The following is a 13,664-nucleotide window of genomic DNA, read 5'->3' as shown; positions in this document are numbered from 1 at the left end:
CGCCGGGACGCCGGCCCCGCGAGCTGCCGCCCTCAGCCCCCCAGCGCAGCCTTCACCATCGGGCTGACCTTGCCGAAATCCATCTGGCCGGCGTAGTTCGCTCGCAGCACGCCGATGACCTTGCCCATGTCCTTGACGGCGCTGGCGCCGGTCTCGGCGATGGCGGCGTCGATGGCGGCCTTCACCTCGGCATCGGTCATCTGCTTCGGCAGATAGGCGGAGATCACCTCGACCTCGGCGCGTTCGCCGGCGGCGAGCTCCGGACGGCCATTGGCGTCGTAGATCGCGATCGATTCCTGGCGCTGCTTGATCATCTTCTGCAGCAGGGCGAGCAGTTCGTCGGCGGAGGTCTCGCCCTTGCCGAGCCCGCGCGCCTCGATGTCCTTGTCCTTCAGGGCGGAGGTGATCAGGCGCAGGGTCGAGACCTTGCCCTTGTCGCCCGCCTTCATCGCGTCCTTGAGATCGGCCGTGAAGCGCTCGCGCAGGCTGCTCATCTGGTTATTCCCTTATTCTTGCGCCGGCATGCGCCAGCCTTGATTGACGGCACGGAGGCGCGTCTTTAAGGCTCGCGCTCCAGATACATTCGCCCGAGAGACTGACAGCGGAGCGCGCATTCGCCGCCCCGCCGCTTGCCGCGCCTCGCGGCCTGGACCGAGACATAGACATGAGCGCTTCCGAAGGAAACCCCGCCGCCGGCGGCTGGACAGAACCCCGCGCGACCGCATTGCTCGTCCTGGCGGACGGCACCGTGCTGGAAGGCTTCGGACTCGGCGCCATCGGCGAGGCGCCGGGCGAGGTCTGCTTCAACACGGCGATGACGGGCTATCAGGAAATCCTGACCGACCCCTCCTATGCCGGGCAGATCATCACCTTCACCTTCCCCCATATCGGCAATGTCGGCGTCAACGAGGACGACACCGAGACGGTCAACGCCGCCGCCTCTTCGGGCGTGCGCGGCGTCGTCCTGCACGCCGCGATCACCGAGCCCTCGAACTGGCGCTCGAACCGGCATTTCGACAGCTGGCTGAAGAGCCGCAACATCGTCGGCATCTGCGGCGTCGATACGCGGGCGCTCACCGCGCTGATCCGCGACGGCGGCATGCCCAATGCCGTCATCGCGCACAGCCCCGACGGCGTCTTCGACGTCGCGCGGCTGAAGGCCGAGGCCGCCCGCCTGCCCGACATGGCCGGGCTCGACCTCGTGCCGCTCGTCACCTCGGCCCAGCGCTATGAATGGGAAGAGACGCCATGGCGCTGGCCGGTCGGCTATGGCAAGCGCGACAAGGCCGCCCACCGGGTCGTCGCCATCGATTACGGCGTGAAGCGCAACATCCTGCGCCTGCTCGCCAAGGCCGGCTGCGAGGTCACCGTCGTTCCCTCCACCGCCAGCGCCGAGGATATCCTGGCGCTGAAGCCCGATGGCGTGTTTCTCTCGAACGGCCCGGGCGACCCCGCCGCCACGGGAGAATATGCCGTCCCGGTGATCAGGGAGTTGCTCGAGCGCAAGATCCCGACCTTCGGCATCTGCCTCGGCCATCAGATGTTGGCGCTCGCCATCGGCGGCCAGACCCTGAAGATGAAGCAGGGGCACCATGGCGCCAACCACCCGGTGCAGGACAAGACCACCGGCAAGGTCGAGATCGTCTCGATGAATCACGGTTTCGCCGTCGATCCGGACTCGCTGCCCGCCCATGCGGTCGAGACCCATGTTTCGCTGTTCGACGGGTCCAATAGCGGCATCGCGCTGACCGACCGCCCGGCCTTCAGTGTCCAGCACCATCCGGAAGCGTCTCCCGGCCCGCAGGACAGCCATTATCTGTTCCAGCGCTTCGTAGAGCTGATGGAGAGCGACAAGGCGGGCAAGGCCGCCTGAGCGCGCCCGGTCGCGACTTGATCCGGCGCAAGGCGGCGGCCGCCGCCCCGTGCAGTGTCGGCCGCGCTGGCGCAGCCTGCGAGCCGTGGACGCAATCCGCTCCCCGGTCCGAGGCGCGATGCGCCAGCCCGGACGAGGGCTACAGACCATGACTGCAAACCCGCTGACCCAGCCGGGGATCGCGCATCCCGCCATCGACGAGACCATGATCTCGCGGCTGGTGTCGATCTTCTATGCCCGCGTCCGGCGTGACCCCGTCATCGGCGCGATCTTCAACGAGGCGGTCGCGGATTGGGACCACCACCTCGCCAAGATCACCGATTTCTGGTCCGGCGTGATGCTGCGGACCGGGCGCTATCACGGCCGCCCGATGCAGCCGCATCTCGTCCTGCCGCTGGAGCCACGGCATTTCGACGCATGGCTCGCGCTGTTCGAGGCGACGGCCCGCGAAATCTGCCCACCCGATGCGGCGGCGGCCTTCATCATCCGCGCCCGGCGCATCGCCGACAGCTTCGAGATGGCGCGCGCCTCGCAGCGGGGCGAATTCATCAGGCCGAGGCACAGCGTCGGCTGAAGCGCGATGGGGCGTTGCCTGTTCGCAGGCGCCGGGGCAGGCTCGGCGAGATGACTGCCTCCTTCTCCATCCGTCTCCTGTCCGCCGGCGATGCCGCCGCTTACCGCGCCTTGCGCCTGCAGGCGCTGCGCGACCATCCGGAAGCCTTCGGCGCGAGCTATGAGGACGAAGCGGCGCGCAGCCTGGAGATGACGGCGAGGCGTCTCGAAGGCGGCCCGCTGAACTGCGTCTTCGGCGCCTTCGCCGGAGATGATCTGGTCGGCACGGCCGGCTTCATCGTCCCGGATCGATCGGCCAAGGCGCGGCACAAGGGGCTTCTCGTCGGTGTCCATGTCGCGCCGGCCCATCGCGGCCACGCCCTCGGCCGCCGGCTCGTCATGGCCGTGCTCGCCCATGCGAGCGACCATGTCCTGCTGGTGCAGGCGGGCGTCGGCGTCGAGAACCACAAGGCGTTGCGGCTCTATGAGAGCCTCGGCTTCCGGCATTACGGGCTCGAGCGGAAGGCGCTGCGCGTCGCGGGGCGCTTCGTCGACGAGGCGCTGATCGTCATCGACCTGTCGGCGCCCGGTCAGGCCCCGGAGGCGCCGGAGAGCGGGCGGCTCTAGACCGCCTCCGTCTCGCTCGGCAGCAGGCTCTTGAACGCCCGCAACAGATCCCGATCCAGCTTTCCCTCCATCCCGAGCAGCACCTCATAGGCGGCCTGCGGCGCCATGGGCTGCCTGTAGGAGCGGCGCTCGATCAGCGCGGCGAAGATGTCGCAGATGGTGATCATCCGGACGAGGTCGCTGATCTCCGACCCACGCAGCCCGTCGGGATAGCCGCTGCCATCGAGATATTCATGGTGAGACCGGGCGGCGGCGATGATGTCGGCTCCGAAATCGCCCTGGCGCCGCAGCATGTCGGAGCCCAGCACCGGGTGGCTGCGGATCAGCGCGCGCTCCGCCGCGTCCAGCGCAGCCGGCTTGGTCAGCACCTCGCGCGGGATCCTCGCCTTGCCGATATCGTGGAGCACGGCCGCGCAGGTCACGCGCTTCCGGTCGTCCTGCGAAAAATTGAGCCGGTGCGCGAAAGTCGCGGCCAGCCCGGCGACCAGCAGGCAATGCTGATAGGTCAGGTCGTCATGGTTCCAGACAACGGTCAGCCAGGATTCGAGATCGGCCGTCTCGGCGGCCAGGTTCATCGACTCCACGCCGCTGTCGATGGCGGCGCGCGGCAGGGCGCGGCCGGCCGCGGCGGCGCCGAGCATGTCGCCGAGCGCGGCCGTCGCCTCCAGCACATGGCCCTGCAGCTGCTGCGCGGCCGGGCTCGCCGCCGTCGCGGCCGGCCCGGCCTGCATCATCTGCGCGACGCTCTGCAGGATGACCGAGAGCGGCGCATCCGCCGCGAGCACATGCACCACACCGATCGCATTGGCCTGCAGGGTCGCGCGGACCGAATGTTCACGCAGCAGGCTGAGGCAGGGCTCGCTCTCGCCGCGATGCCGGGCGAGCGCCCGTCGCAGCTGCTCGACCACGGCCCGCTGCGACAGGTCGACATCGGTCAGGACCAGGCGATGCGGCACGATCGGCGCGTATTCGCAAGCATCGAGATGTAGCACGTCGCAACGGCCCCAGATGGACATGGCCGCGGCGAGAGCTGCGGTATGGGCCGGTCGATCGGTGATGACGAGCAAGATGTCGCTTTCCTTACGGCAGGAGTCTCTAGAGGTGCGGAAGAATTTTGGAATGACAACAAACCCTGCCGTGCGAAAGCGCGATGACGCCTGAGCCGGACGGTCCTTCGACGATTCCCTGCCCAGGCATTTTTAGCCCTTAGCGCCGGCCGGGGCGTCAGAAGCCGCGCGCCTTCAGCGCGGCCTCGTCGTCCTGGATGTAGTCGCGCACCACCGGTACCGCGCTCTTGTGCTGGCCGAGCAGGAGCTGAAACACCATGTCGCCGCCGATGTCGAAGGAAATCGAGCAGGCGCTGAGGTAGAACTCCCACATCCTGGCGAAGCGCTCGCCCAGCATCTCGACCACGGTCGCGCGCTGCGCATGGAAGCGTTCGCGCCAGGCTTCCAGCGTCCAATGATAGTGCCGCCGCCAGAACTCGCAATCGGAGGACCACAGCCCGGTCTGCTCCACCGCCGCGAAAACCTCCGACATCGCCGGCGCATAGCCGCCGGGGAAGATGTATTTGTCGAAGAACGGCCCGGTGAAGCCGGGCGGGCCGACACGGCCGATGCAATGCACGAGCGCGATCCCGTCAGGCGTCAGCAAACCGCGGATCCGCTCGAAATAATCGAGATAATGCGCCACCCCGACATGCTCCATCATGCCGACGGAGACGACCCGGTCGAAACTGCCCTCGAGCTCGCGATAATCCTTGTTGATGAAGCGCACCGTGTCGCCGACGCCGGCCTCCTGCGCCCGCAGCTGCGCCGCCGCCATCTGGTCGGGCGAGACGTTCAGCCCGGTCACCTGCGCCCCGCAGGCCTGCGCGAGATAGATGGCGAGCTGCCCCCAGCCGGAGCCGATATCGAGGACGCGCATGCCGGGCTCGATCCGGAGCTTGGCCGCGATATGCCGCAGCTTCGCCCGCTGCGCCGCCTCCAGCCCGACCTCCGGCGAATGCCAATAGGCGCAGGAATAGGTCATCGTCTCGTCGAGCCACAGCCGGTAGAAGGCGGTGGGGATGTCGTAATGGTGCTTCACCTTCTGTCCGGCGACGCCGAGAGGGTTGTGCATGCGCAGCCGGCGGAGACGGAAGCGGAGATTGCGCACCAGCCGCTGCAGCGGATGCTTGCGCAGCTCCTTGCGCTGCATCCAGAACAGCGACAGCAGGTCGTGGATCGAGGAGCCGTCCTCGAAGTCGATCCGTCCGTCCATATAGCCTTCGGCCAGCGCCAGCTCCGGGTTGAGGAAGATCTCGCGCTCGATCCTGTCGTCATGGAAGCGCACGGTGACGGCGGGCGCCGTCCTGGGCACCCCTGCGAAGGTGATGTCGGCCGGCCCGCTGCCGAAGACATGGCGCTGCCCGTCCGGCGTGATCACGGTGAGGCGGCCCTGCCGCACGAAGCGCTTCAGCAAGCGAGGCAAGAGCAGCATCGACAGAGTCCCGGCCGAACGGCGAAAAAATGAGATGCGATCCGCGAGGGACCGCGCAGTTTGTCATTGTTTCGTGTCTTTTCGCGCATCGCAATGGCCGAGATCGCAGCCCGGCCCGGTCGCTGCCGCACAACCGGATTCCCCTTTGGCGCCCGATGCTCTAGTCATGCGCCGACGATGTGCCGCTGCGGCGATGGGTAGATGCGATGTCCTGGCGTGATTTCTGGAACGGCGAACACGCGATCTATGTATCGCCGCGCCATAAGGCGCTCCATTACCGCCAGATCGCGCGCGATCTCATCGGCCATATCCGCTCGCCGGAGGCGGTGGTGCTCGACCATGGCTGCGGCGAGGCGCTGAGCGCGGACCGCGTCGCCGAACGCTGCGCCAGGCTCTATCTGTGCGAGGCGGCGCCCAGCGTCCGCGAGCGCCTGCAGGCCGGCTTCGGCCATCTCGGCAATGTCTCGGTCGTGTCGCCGGAGGAGGTCGAGGCGCTGCCCGATGACGGGCTGGATTTGGTCGTCGCCAATTCGCTGATCCAGTATCTCGGCCGCGAGGAACTCGTCGGCCTGCTCGCGCTCTGGCGCCGCAAGCTCAGGCCCGGCGGCGAATTGCTGCTCGCCGACGTGATCCCGCCCGATGTCAGCCCGCTGACCGACGCGTCGCAGCTCCTGGGCTTCGCCTGGCGCGGCGGCTTCCTCCGCGCCGCCTTGGCCGGTCTGGTGCGCACGGCCTTCTCCGATTACCGCAAGCTGCGCGCCCAGTACGGGCTGTCGACCTATGCGCCCGGCGATATCACCGCGCTGATCGCCGCAGCCGGATTCGAGGACATCGCCCCGCAGGCGAATTTCGGCCACAACCCGCACCGCATGACCTTCAAGGCGCGCAAGCCGCAGCCGAGCAACGACGCCTCAGCCGCGATCGGCGAAGCTGAATGATTTGTGGCCGAGAAACGAGAACACCATGACGATCCCCGTGGTGACCAGCTGCATCGGCAGATAGGGCAGGCCGAGCCGCGCGACGAAGAGATGCATCAGCAGCCAGGTCAGGCCGAATCCGCCGGCGGCGATGATGGCGAAGCGCCAACCCGCCTCGGCATGGCTGCGCGTCGCGTCGAAGGTCATCCAGCGATTGAGCGTGTAGGAGACCAGCGCGCCCAGGACATAGCCCGCCAGCGTCGCTGGCACGGGATCGACCCCCGCAGCTTCGACCAGGGCGATCAGCAGCCCGTAATGGGCGAGTGCGGTGATTCCGCCGGCGAAGCCGAAGGCGACGAACTGGCGGAATCGGCGTGGATCGGGGTTCGGCATCGCGCCTCTGTAGAGCGGTTGCCGAAGCGAGCCTAGCCCGGGCGGTGCCTGGCCGGCATCGCCCCATCAGCCGCCATCGCCACCGGCCAGCACGGTCGGCGCCCCGCCGACCGGCAGGTCGAGCCCCTGTTTCAGCGTCTCCAGCCCGTAATCGCGGATGCGGCCCTGGACCGGGTCGCTGACGAAGGCGGATTGGCCGATCACGACCAGCGAGGGAGTCGGCGTCTTCGCGCCATAGGCGCAGTCGAACGGCGCCACGGCCTCGAACGCCGCTACCTCCTTCCAGTCCGGGGCGAGATCATAGATCCGCAACATGCCGTCGGGCGTCAGATTGGCCAGGCGCCGCCCATTCTCCGACAAGTCGAACTGGCACACCGCCTGCCCTTTCGGCACCGGCATCACATCCTGAGCCGACAGCCGCTGGGCCAGGGGGTCGATCCGCAACAGCGCCGTATAGGGCGCGCTGTCGCCGTAATTGCCGACGACAAAGCGGCCGGCCGGCCGCGCCTTCAGGCTGCTGCTGCGCCGCGCGTCGGGATAGGCGAGCTTGCGCGATCGCAGCTGCCCGGCCTTGGAATCCAGCAGCAGCAGCCCGCCGCCCTCGCCCGCCTCGCAAGCGAAGACATGCAGCTCCCCGCGCGCCGCATGGCCGTGGAACAGCGGGCATCCCGCCGGCGGTTTGCTCTGCGCATCGAGCCGGGCGAGCTGCTGCCAGCCCTGTTTCGTCCGCCGGACGACCGAGAAGCCGCCGGGCCTGGAGGAGGCCGAGCGATCATCGCCTTTCACATAGGCGGGGTTCGGGCTGGAGACGAGGAGGCGCCCGCCGGCCAGCGGCACGGCGAGACCATGCTGCGGGCCCGGGCTCGGCCAGTCGATCAGGGGAGGCTTCGGCTTCGCCAGCCCTTCGAGGGAGAGCAGCGTCGCCTTGGCCGTGCTCGGCCCGTCCCAGGGCCTGATCCCGTCGAAGAACACCGCCGCCTGGCCATGGCCGGAGACGATATGCGCCGGATTCTGCCCCGTCAGGACCAGCGGCAACAGGGCTACTTGCCCCTTCTCGATATCGGTGTGGTCGCCATGCGATTCGAAGCTCAGCCCCGTGTCGAGAAAGCGCACCTCACCGCCGGCCTTCACCGCGACGAAGCGGCCCCCGGCGAGGGTGACGAGGCCGGGATTGGGTTTCGGGATGTCGAAGCGATGGGTGACCTCCCCGCTATCGAGGTCGAGCACCTGGATCTGGGGCTTGGCGTGATCGCCGAAGACCAGCCGCCCGCGGGAGAGGGCGTGGTCATGGGCGAAAGCCAGACCTGACGAGAGGATCGCCGGGGCGAGCAAGCCCAGGCGCAAAGCGGCGGGAAACGACATCGGACACTCCTCGAATTGAGCTGGAAGAAAGGGGTCGGGCCGCTCAGGCCGCCTCGGCCCGGCGCCAGACCGGGAAGGGATCGGGCAGATGGCGGTAGCGCTCGGGCCTGAAGGACAAGGTCGGCGTATCGCCGATGAGGCAGCTGTCGAGCGCGCTACGGATCGCAGCCTCGTCCATGCCTGTGCCGATGAAGACCAGTTCCTGGCGCCGATCCCCCCAGATCCTGTCCCAGTGCCGGTCGATCAGCGCCTTCCAGTCGGGATGGTCCGGCCAGCGCGCCCGCGGCACCGCCGCCCACCAGAAGCCCAGCGCCTCGGTGCGGCAGATCGCGCCGGCGAGCGACATTTCGCCCACCCAATCCGGCCGGGTCGCCAGCCAGAAATGGCCCTTGGCCCGGATCAGCCCGGGCCAGCTCCGCCCGAGAAAGCTGTTGAAGCGTTCCGGCTGGAACGGCCGGCGGGCCCGGTAGACAAAGGCGGAGATGCCGTATTCCTCGGTCTCCGGCACGTGATCGCGGAAACCGTAGAGCTCCTTGTGCCAGAGCGGATGCTGCTGCGCCTTGTCATGGTCGAACAGGCCGGTATCGAGCACCGCATCGAGCGGCACCTGGCCGAAATCGCTCTCCAACAGCCTCGCATCGGGGTTCAGCGCGCGCACGATCCGGCGGACCAGCGCGCGCTGCTCCGCCCCCGCATCGGACGCCTTGTTGATCACCACGACATCGGCGAATTCGATCTGCTCGACCAGGAGATCGACCAGCCGGCGCTCATCCGCCTCGCCGGCGCTCTCGCCCCGGTCGCGCAGGAAGTCGCTGGAGCCGAAATCCCTGAGCAGGTTCACGGCGTCGACCACGGTCACCATCGTGTCGAGCCGGGCGATGTCGGACAGCGAGACGCCAGCCTCGTCGCGGAAGGCGAAGGTCGCGGCGATCGGCAGCGGCTCGGCCACGCCCGTCCCCTCGATCAGCAGGTAGTCGAAACGCCCCTCCCCCGCGAGGCGGCGCACCTCCGCCAGCAGATCGTCGCGCAAGGTGCAGCAGATGCAGCCATTGCTCATCTCGACCAGCGCCTCCTCCGTCCGCGACAGGTCGCCGCCCCCGGAGCGGACGAGGTCCGCATCGATGTTCACCTCGCTCATGTCGTTGACGATGACGGCGACCCGGCGGCCCTGGCGGTTGTTCAGCACATGGTTGAGCAGCGTCGTCTTCCCCGCGCCGAGAAAGCCGGAGAGGACGGTGACCGGTAAGCGGTGATCCATGCGACAGCCTCAAAGTGTAATGTTGTAACATCACATAAACCGGAGGGGATCGGGCTGGCAAGAGGCTTCGGCGGCTGGGCTGTGCGCGAAGCGACGTGGCCGGGCGCTTTCCGCTTCCCCCCGCCGCCCGCTGCCTCTATAGCGAGCGCCTAGCATTCATCTCAGGCGCTCGCACCGGCCCGCTCGCATGATCGGACGGCTACAGGAGCGCGCGCGCCTGATCCGGGACGAAAAGTCGAGCCTCATGCCCAAGCGCACAGACATCGAGACCATCCTGATCATCGGCGCCGGCCCCATCATCATCGGCCAGGCCTGCGAATTCGACTATTCCGGTACCCAGGCGGTGAAGACGCTGAAGGCCGAGGGCTACCGGATCGTGCTGGTCAATTCCAACCCGGCGACGATCATGACCGACCCTGATCTCGCCGACGCCACCTATGTCGAGCCGATCACCCCCGAAATCGTCGCCAAGATCATCGAGAAGGAGCGCAACGTGCTCCCCGGCGGCTTCGCCCTGCTGCCGACCATGGGCGGCCAGACCGCGCTGAACTGCGCGCTGTCCCTCAACAAGAAGACGCTGACCGACGAGGCCGGCAACAGGATCAGCGTGCTCGAGAAATTCGGTGTCGAGATGATCGGCGCCACGGCCGAGGCGATCGACAAGGCCGAGGATCGCGAGCTCTTCCGCGAGGCGATGACCAAGATCGGGCTCGACACGCCGCGCTCCCACCATGTCAAGAATCTCGGCCAGGCCTTGACGGCGCTCGACGATATCGGCCTGCCCGCCATCATCCGCCCCTCCTTCACCATGGGCGGCACCGGCGGCGGCATCGCCTACAACAAGGGCGAGTTCATCGAGATCTGCGAGCGCGGCTTCGACGCCTCCCCGACCAGCGAGATCCTCATCGAGGAGAGCGTGCTGGGCTGGAAGGAATACGAGATGGAGGTCGTCCGCGACCGCAAGGACAATTGCATCATCGTCTGCTCGATCGAGAACATCGACCCGATGGGCGTCCACACCGGCGATTCCATCACCGTCGCGCCAGCGCTGACGCTGACCGACAAGGAATACCAGATCATGCGCGACGCCTCGCTGGCGGTGCTGCGCGAGATCGGCGTCGAGACCGGCGGCTCGAACGTGCAGTTCGCGGTCGATCCCGAGACCGGCCGGATGATCGTCATCGAGATGAACCCGCGCGTCTCGCGCTCCTCGGCGCTCGCCTCGAAGGCGACGGGCTTCCCCATCGCCAAGGTCGCGGCGCGGCTGGCGGTCGGCTACACGCTCGACGAGATCGAGAACGACATCACGGGCGGGGCCACGCCGGCCTCCTTCGAGCCGACGATCGACTATGTCGTCACCAAGATCCCGCGCTTCGCCTTCGAGAAATTCCCCGGCGCCGAGCCCACTCTGACCACGGCGATGAAATCAGTCGGCGAGGCCATGGCGATCGGCCGCACCTTCCAGGAATCGCTGCAGAAGGCGCTGCGCTCGCTGGAGACCGGGCTCGACGGCCTCGACGAGATCGAGGTCGAGGGGCTGGGCCAGGGCGACGACAAGAACGCGATCAAGGCCGCGCTCTCGACCCCGACCCCCGACCGGATCCTGCAGGTCGCGCAGGCCATGCGCTTCGGCTTCACCGACGAGCAGATCCATGAGAGCTGCCGGATCGACCCCTGGTTCCTGGAGCAGATGCGCCAGATCGTCGACACCGAGGAGAAGATCAGGGTTCACGGCCTGCCGCAGACGCCCGGCGCCTTCCGGCAGGTCAAGGCGATGGGCTTCTCCGACAAGCGCCTCGCCGCTGTCTCCGGCAAGACCGAGGCGGAGGTCCGCGAGCTGCGGCGCTCGCTCGATGTGCGCCCGGTCTACAAGCGCATCGACACCTGCGCCGCGGAATTCGCCTCCCCCACCGCCTATATGTACTCGACCTATGCGATGCCCTTCGCCGGCCGCGCCGCCGACGAGGCCGATCCGTCCGACCGCAAGAAGGTCGTGATCCTCGGCGGCGGGCCCAACCGCATCGGCCAGGGCATCGAATTCGACTATTGCTGCTGCCATGCCTGCTACGCGCTGCGCGACGCCGGCTACGAGACGATCATGGTCAACTGCAATCCGGAGACCGTCTCGACCGATTACGACACCTCCGACCGGCTCTATTTCGAGCCTCTCACCGCCGAGGACGTGCTCGAGATCCTCGCCACCGAGATGTCGAAGGGCACGCTGCACGGCGTCATCGTCCAGTTCGGCGGGCAGACCCCGCTGAAGCTCGCTAATGCGCTGGAAGCGGCGGGCATCCCGATCCTGGGCACGTCGCCCGACATGATCGACCTCGCCGAGGATCGCGACCGCTTCAAGCGCCTGCTCGACAAGCTGCAGCTCAAGCAGCCCAAGAACGGCATCGCCTATTCCGTCGAGCAGGCGCGCATCATCGCCGGCGAGCTCGGCCTGCCCTTCGTCGTGCGGCCCTCTTATGTGCTCGGCGGGCGCGCCATGGCGATCATCCGCGACGAGGTGATGTTCGAGGATTACCTGCTCGGCACCTTGCCCAGCCTGATCCCCTCCGAGGTCAAGGCCAAATATCCCAACGACAAGACCGGGCAGATCAACACGGTTCTCGGCAAGAACCCGCTGCTCTTCGACCGCTATCTCTCGGATGCGATCGAGGTCGATGTCGACTGCCTCAGCGACGGCAAGGACGCCTTCATCGCCGGGATCATGGAGCATATCGAGGAGGCCGGCATCCATTCCGGCGATTCCGCCTGTTCGCTGCCGCCGCGCTCGCTGTCCTTGGCCACCATCGCCGAGCTGGAGCGCCAGACCAAGGCGATGGCGCTGGCGCTCGATGTCGGCGGGCTGATGAACGTCCAATACGCCATCAAGGACGGCGTCATCTACGTGCTCGAGGTCAATCCGCGGGCCTCGCGCACCGTGCCCTTCGTCGCCAAGGTGATCGGCCAGCCGATCGCCAAGATCGCGGCGCGGATCATGGCCGGGGAGAGCCTGGAGAGCTTCGGCCTGAAGCCCGCCGCGCTCGGCCATGTCGGCGTCAAGGAGGCGGTGTTCCCCTTCGCCCGCTTCCCCGGCGTGGACGTGCTGCTCGGGCCGGAAATGCGCTCGACCGGCGAGGTGATCGGTCTCGACCGGTCCTTCGACATCGCCTTCGCCAAGAGCCAGCTCGGCGCCGGCTCCAAGGTCCCGGTCAAGGGCACTGTCTTCGTCTCGGTGCGCGACGAGGACAAGCCGCGCATCATCCCCAGCATGCGCATCCTGGCCGATCTCGGCTTCCGCATCCTCGCCACCGGCGGCACGCTGCGCCTGCTGCAGGACGAGGGCATCCAGGCCGCCAAGATCAACAAGGTGCTGGAGGGCCGCCCGCACGTCGTCGACGCCATCAAGAACGGCGAGATCCAGCTGGTCTTCAACACCACGGACGGGCCGCAGGCGCTGGCGGATTCGCGCTCCCTCCGCCGAACGGCCCTCTTGCACAAGGTGCCCTATTATACCACCTTGGCCGGAGCGATCGCGGCTGCCGAAGGCATCAAGGCCTATTGCAGCGGCGATCTCGAAGTACGCTCGCTGCAATCCTATTTCACGCGCGCCGCCTGACCGGCGGCGGGCGGGACTGGGCCAAGGCAGCCTTTACGAATGATCGAGACCGGGGCGCAGGCTGCGAATGCGGCAGCCGGCGGCGGACGGCTTTCGAAAACCGGGACGGGACGATGGATAAGGTTCCTATGACCGCGGGCGGCTTCGCCGCCCTCGAGGACGAGCTCAAGCAGCGCCAGCAGGTGGAGCGCCAGCGCATCATCCAGGCGATCTCCGAGGCGCGCGCCCTCGGCGATCTCTCGGAGAATGCGGAGTATCACGCCGCCAAGGAGGCGCAGTCGCTGAACGAGGGTCGTATCCAGGAGCTCGAATCGCTGATCGGCCGGGCCGACATCATCGACGTCTCGAAGCTCGGTGGCGACACCATCAAGTTCGGGGCCACCGTCCAGCTCATCGACGACGATACCGAAGAGAAGAAGAGCTACCAGATCGTCGGCGAACCGGAGGCGGATGTCCGCTCCGGCAAGGTCTCGATCGGCTCGCCGATCGCCCGCGCGCTGATCGGCAAGAAGGTCGGCGATTCGGTCCAGGTCAACACGCCCGGCGGCGGAAAGTCCTATGAGGTGATCAGCGTCGAGTTCCGCTGATTCGCGA

The 13,664-nt window shown here is 67.5% G+C and carries 12 protein-coding genes; 6 read left to right on the top strand and 6 right to left on the bottom strand.

Annotated features, from left to right (window positions below):
• Positions 1–32: 32 nt before the first annotated feature.
• Positions 33–494 (bottom strand): GatB/YqeY domain-containing protein, encoded by a 462-nt coding sequence (locus ASG72_RS10310; protein WP_056711757.1) that lies wholly within the window; start codon positions 492–494, stop codon positions 33–35.
• 170 nt (positions 495–664) lie between these two features.
• On the opposite strand from ASG72_RS10310, the gene carA reads away from it, so the two are divergent.
• From carA to ASG72_RS10295, 3 genes are all read left to right on the top strand, one after another.
• Positions 665–1,873: a glutamine-hydrolyzing carbamoyl-phosphate synthase small subunit gene (carA, locus tag ASG72_RS10305; protein WP_056711754.1), complete on the top strand. Its 1,209-nt coding sequence runs from the start codon at positions 665–667 to the stop codon at positions 1,871–1,873.
• A gap of 148 nt (positions 1,874–2,021) precedes the next feature.
• Entirely contained in the window at positions 2,022–2,447 is a 426-nt protein-coding gene (locus tag ASG72_RS10300; RefSeq protein WP_056711751.1) for a group III truncated hemoglobin, read from the top strand.
• 50 nt (positions 2,448–2,497) lie between these two features.
• On the top strand, positions 2,498–3,052 hold the full coding sequence (locus tag ASG72_RS10295) for a GNAT family protein (RefSeq protein ID WP_056711747.1): 555 nt from the start codon (positions 2,498–2,500) through the stop codon (positions 3,050–3,052).
• Here the strand turns inward: ASG72_RS10295 and ASG72_RS10290 are convergent.
• Complete coding sequence (locus tag ASG72_RS10290) at positions 3,049–4,119, bottom strand: HD domain-containing phosphohydrolase (protein ID WP_156395890.1); 1,071 nt, start codon at positions 4,117–4,119, stop codon at positions 3,049–3,051. The genes ASG72_RS10295 and ASG72_RS10290 overlap by 4 nt on opposite strands.
• Before the next feature lie 157 nt (positions 4,120–4,276).
• Positions 4,277–5,533 carry a cyclopropane-fatty-acyl-phospholipid synthase family protein gene (locus ASG72_RS10285; protein WP_056711740.1) on the bottom strand — a complete coding sequence of 419 codons (1,257 nt, stop codon included), beginning with the start codon at positions 5,531–5,533 and terminating at the stop codon, positions 4,277–4,279.
• Positions 5,534–5,739: 206 nt separating this feature from the next.
• Here ASG72_RS10285 and ASG72_RS10280 point away from each other — a divergent pair, with 206 nt between their 5' ends.
• Positions 5,740–6,471, top strand: a complete 732-nt coding sequence (locus ASG72_RS10280; RefSeq protein ID WP_056711737.1) for a class I SAM-dependent methyltransferase — start codon at positions 5,740–5,742, stop codon at positions 6,469–6,471.
• On the opposite strand, the gene ASG72_RS10275 is transcribed toward ASG72_RS10280, so the two are convergent.
• The 3 genes from ASG72_RS10275 to zigA form a co-directional block, all read right to left on the bottom strand.
• Positions 6,445–6,843 (bottom strand): GtrA family protein, encoded by a 399-nt coding sequence (locus ASG72_RS10275; protein WP_082540252.1) that lies wholly within the window; start codon positions 6,841–6,843, stop codon positions 6,445–6,447. The genes ASG72_RS10280 and ASG72_RS10275 overlap by 27 nt on opposite strands.
• A gap of 66 nt (positions 6,844–6,909) precedes the next feature.
• Entirely contained in the window at positions 6,910–8,205 is a 1,296-nt protein-coding gene (locus ASG72_RS10270) for a hypothetical protein (RefSeq protein ID WP_056711734.1), read from the bottom strand.
• Between the two features lie 43 nt (positions 8,206–8,248).
• Positions 8,249–9,463, bottom strand: coding sequence for a zinc metallochaperone GTPase ZigA (gene zigA, locus ASG72_RS10265; RefSeq protein WP_056711729.1), 1,215 nt, complete (start codon positions 9,461–9,463; stop codon positions 8,249–8,251).
• A 244-nt stretch (positions 9,464–9,707) separates the two neighbouring features.
• On the opposite strand from zigA, the gene carB reads away from it, so the two are divergent.
• Together carB and greA are read left to right on the top strand one after the other, a co-directional pair.
• Complete coding sequence (gene carB / locus ASG72_RS10260) at positions 9,708–13,070, top strand: carbamoyl-phosphate synthase large subunit (RefSeq protein WP_056712565.1); 3,363 nt, start codon at positions 9,708–9,710, stop codon at positions 13,068–13,070.
• 113 nt (positions 13,071–13,183) lie between these two features.
• A complete protein-coding gene (gene greA, locus ASG72_RS10255) occupies positions 13,184–13,657 on the top strand; it encodes a transcription elongation factor GreA (protein ID WP_056711726.1) in 474 nt (157 codons plus the stop codon).
• The last annotated feature ends 7 nt before the right edge of the window (positions 13,658–13,664 follow it).

Origin of the sequence: Allobosea sp. Leaf344, assembly GCF_001426225.1 — a bacterium.
Taxonomy (GTDB): Bacteria; Pseudomonadota; Alphaproteobacteria; order Rhizobiales; family Beijerinckiaceae; genus Allobosea.
This window is presented reverse-complemented; position numbering and strand designations above follow the sequence as displayed.

Coding starts and splice junctions, on each gene's coding strand:
- zigA (WP_056711729.1), bottom strand. CDS start 9,463: ATGGATCACCGCTTACCGGTCACCGTCCTCTCCGGCTTTCTCGGCGCG.
- ASG72_RS10275 (WP_082540252.1), bottom strand. CDS start 6,843: ATGCCGAACCCCGATCCACGCCGATTCCGCCAGTTCGTCGCCTTCGGC.
- ASG72_RS10295 (WP_056711747.1), top strand. CDS start 2,498: ATGACTGCCTCCTTCTCCATCCGTCTCCTGTCCGCCGGCGATGCCGCC.
- ASG72_RS10280 (WP_056711737.1), top strand. CDS start 5,740: ATGTCCTGGCGTGATTTCTGGAACGGCGAACACGCGATCTATGTATCG.
- carB (WP_056712565.1), top strand. CDS start 9,708: ATGCCCAAGCGCACAGACATCGAGACCATCCTGATCATCGGCGCCGGC.
- ASG72_RS10285 (WP_056711740.1), bottom strand. CDS start 5,533: ATGCTGCTCTTGCCTCGCTTGCTGAAGCGCTTCGTGCGGCAGGGCCGC.
- ASG72_RS10310 (WP_056711757.1), bottom strand. CDS start 494: ATGAGCAGCCTGCGCGAGCGCTTCACGGCCGATCTCAAGGACGCGATG.
- carA (WP_056711754.1), top strand. CDS start 665: ATGAGCGCTTCCGAAGGAAACCCCGCCGCCGGCGGCTGGACAGAACCC.
- ASG72_RS10270 (WP_056711734.1), bottom strand. CDS start 8,205: ATGTCGTTTCCCGCCGCTTTGCGCCTGGGCTTGCTCGCCCCGGCGATC.
- ASG72_RS10300 (WP_056711751.1), top strand. CDS start 2,022: ATGACTGCAAACCCGCTGACCCAGCCGGGGATCGCGCATCCCGCCATC.
- greA (WP_056711726.1), top strand. CDS start 13,184: ATGGATAAGGTTCCTATGACCGCGGGCGGCTTCGCCGCCCTCGAGGAC.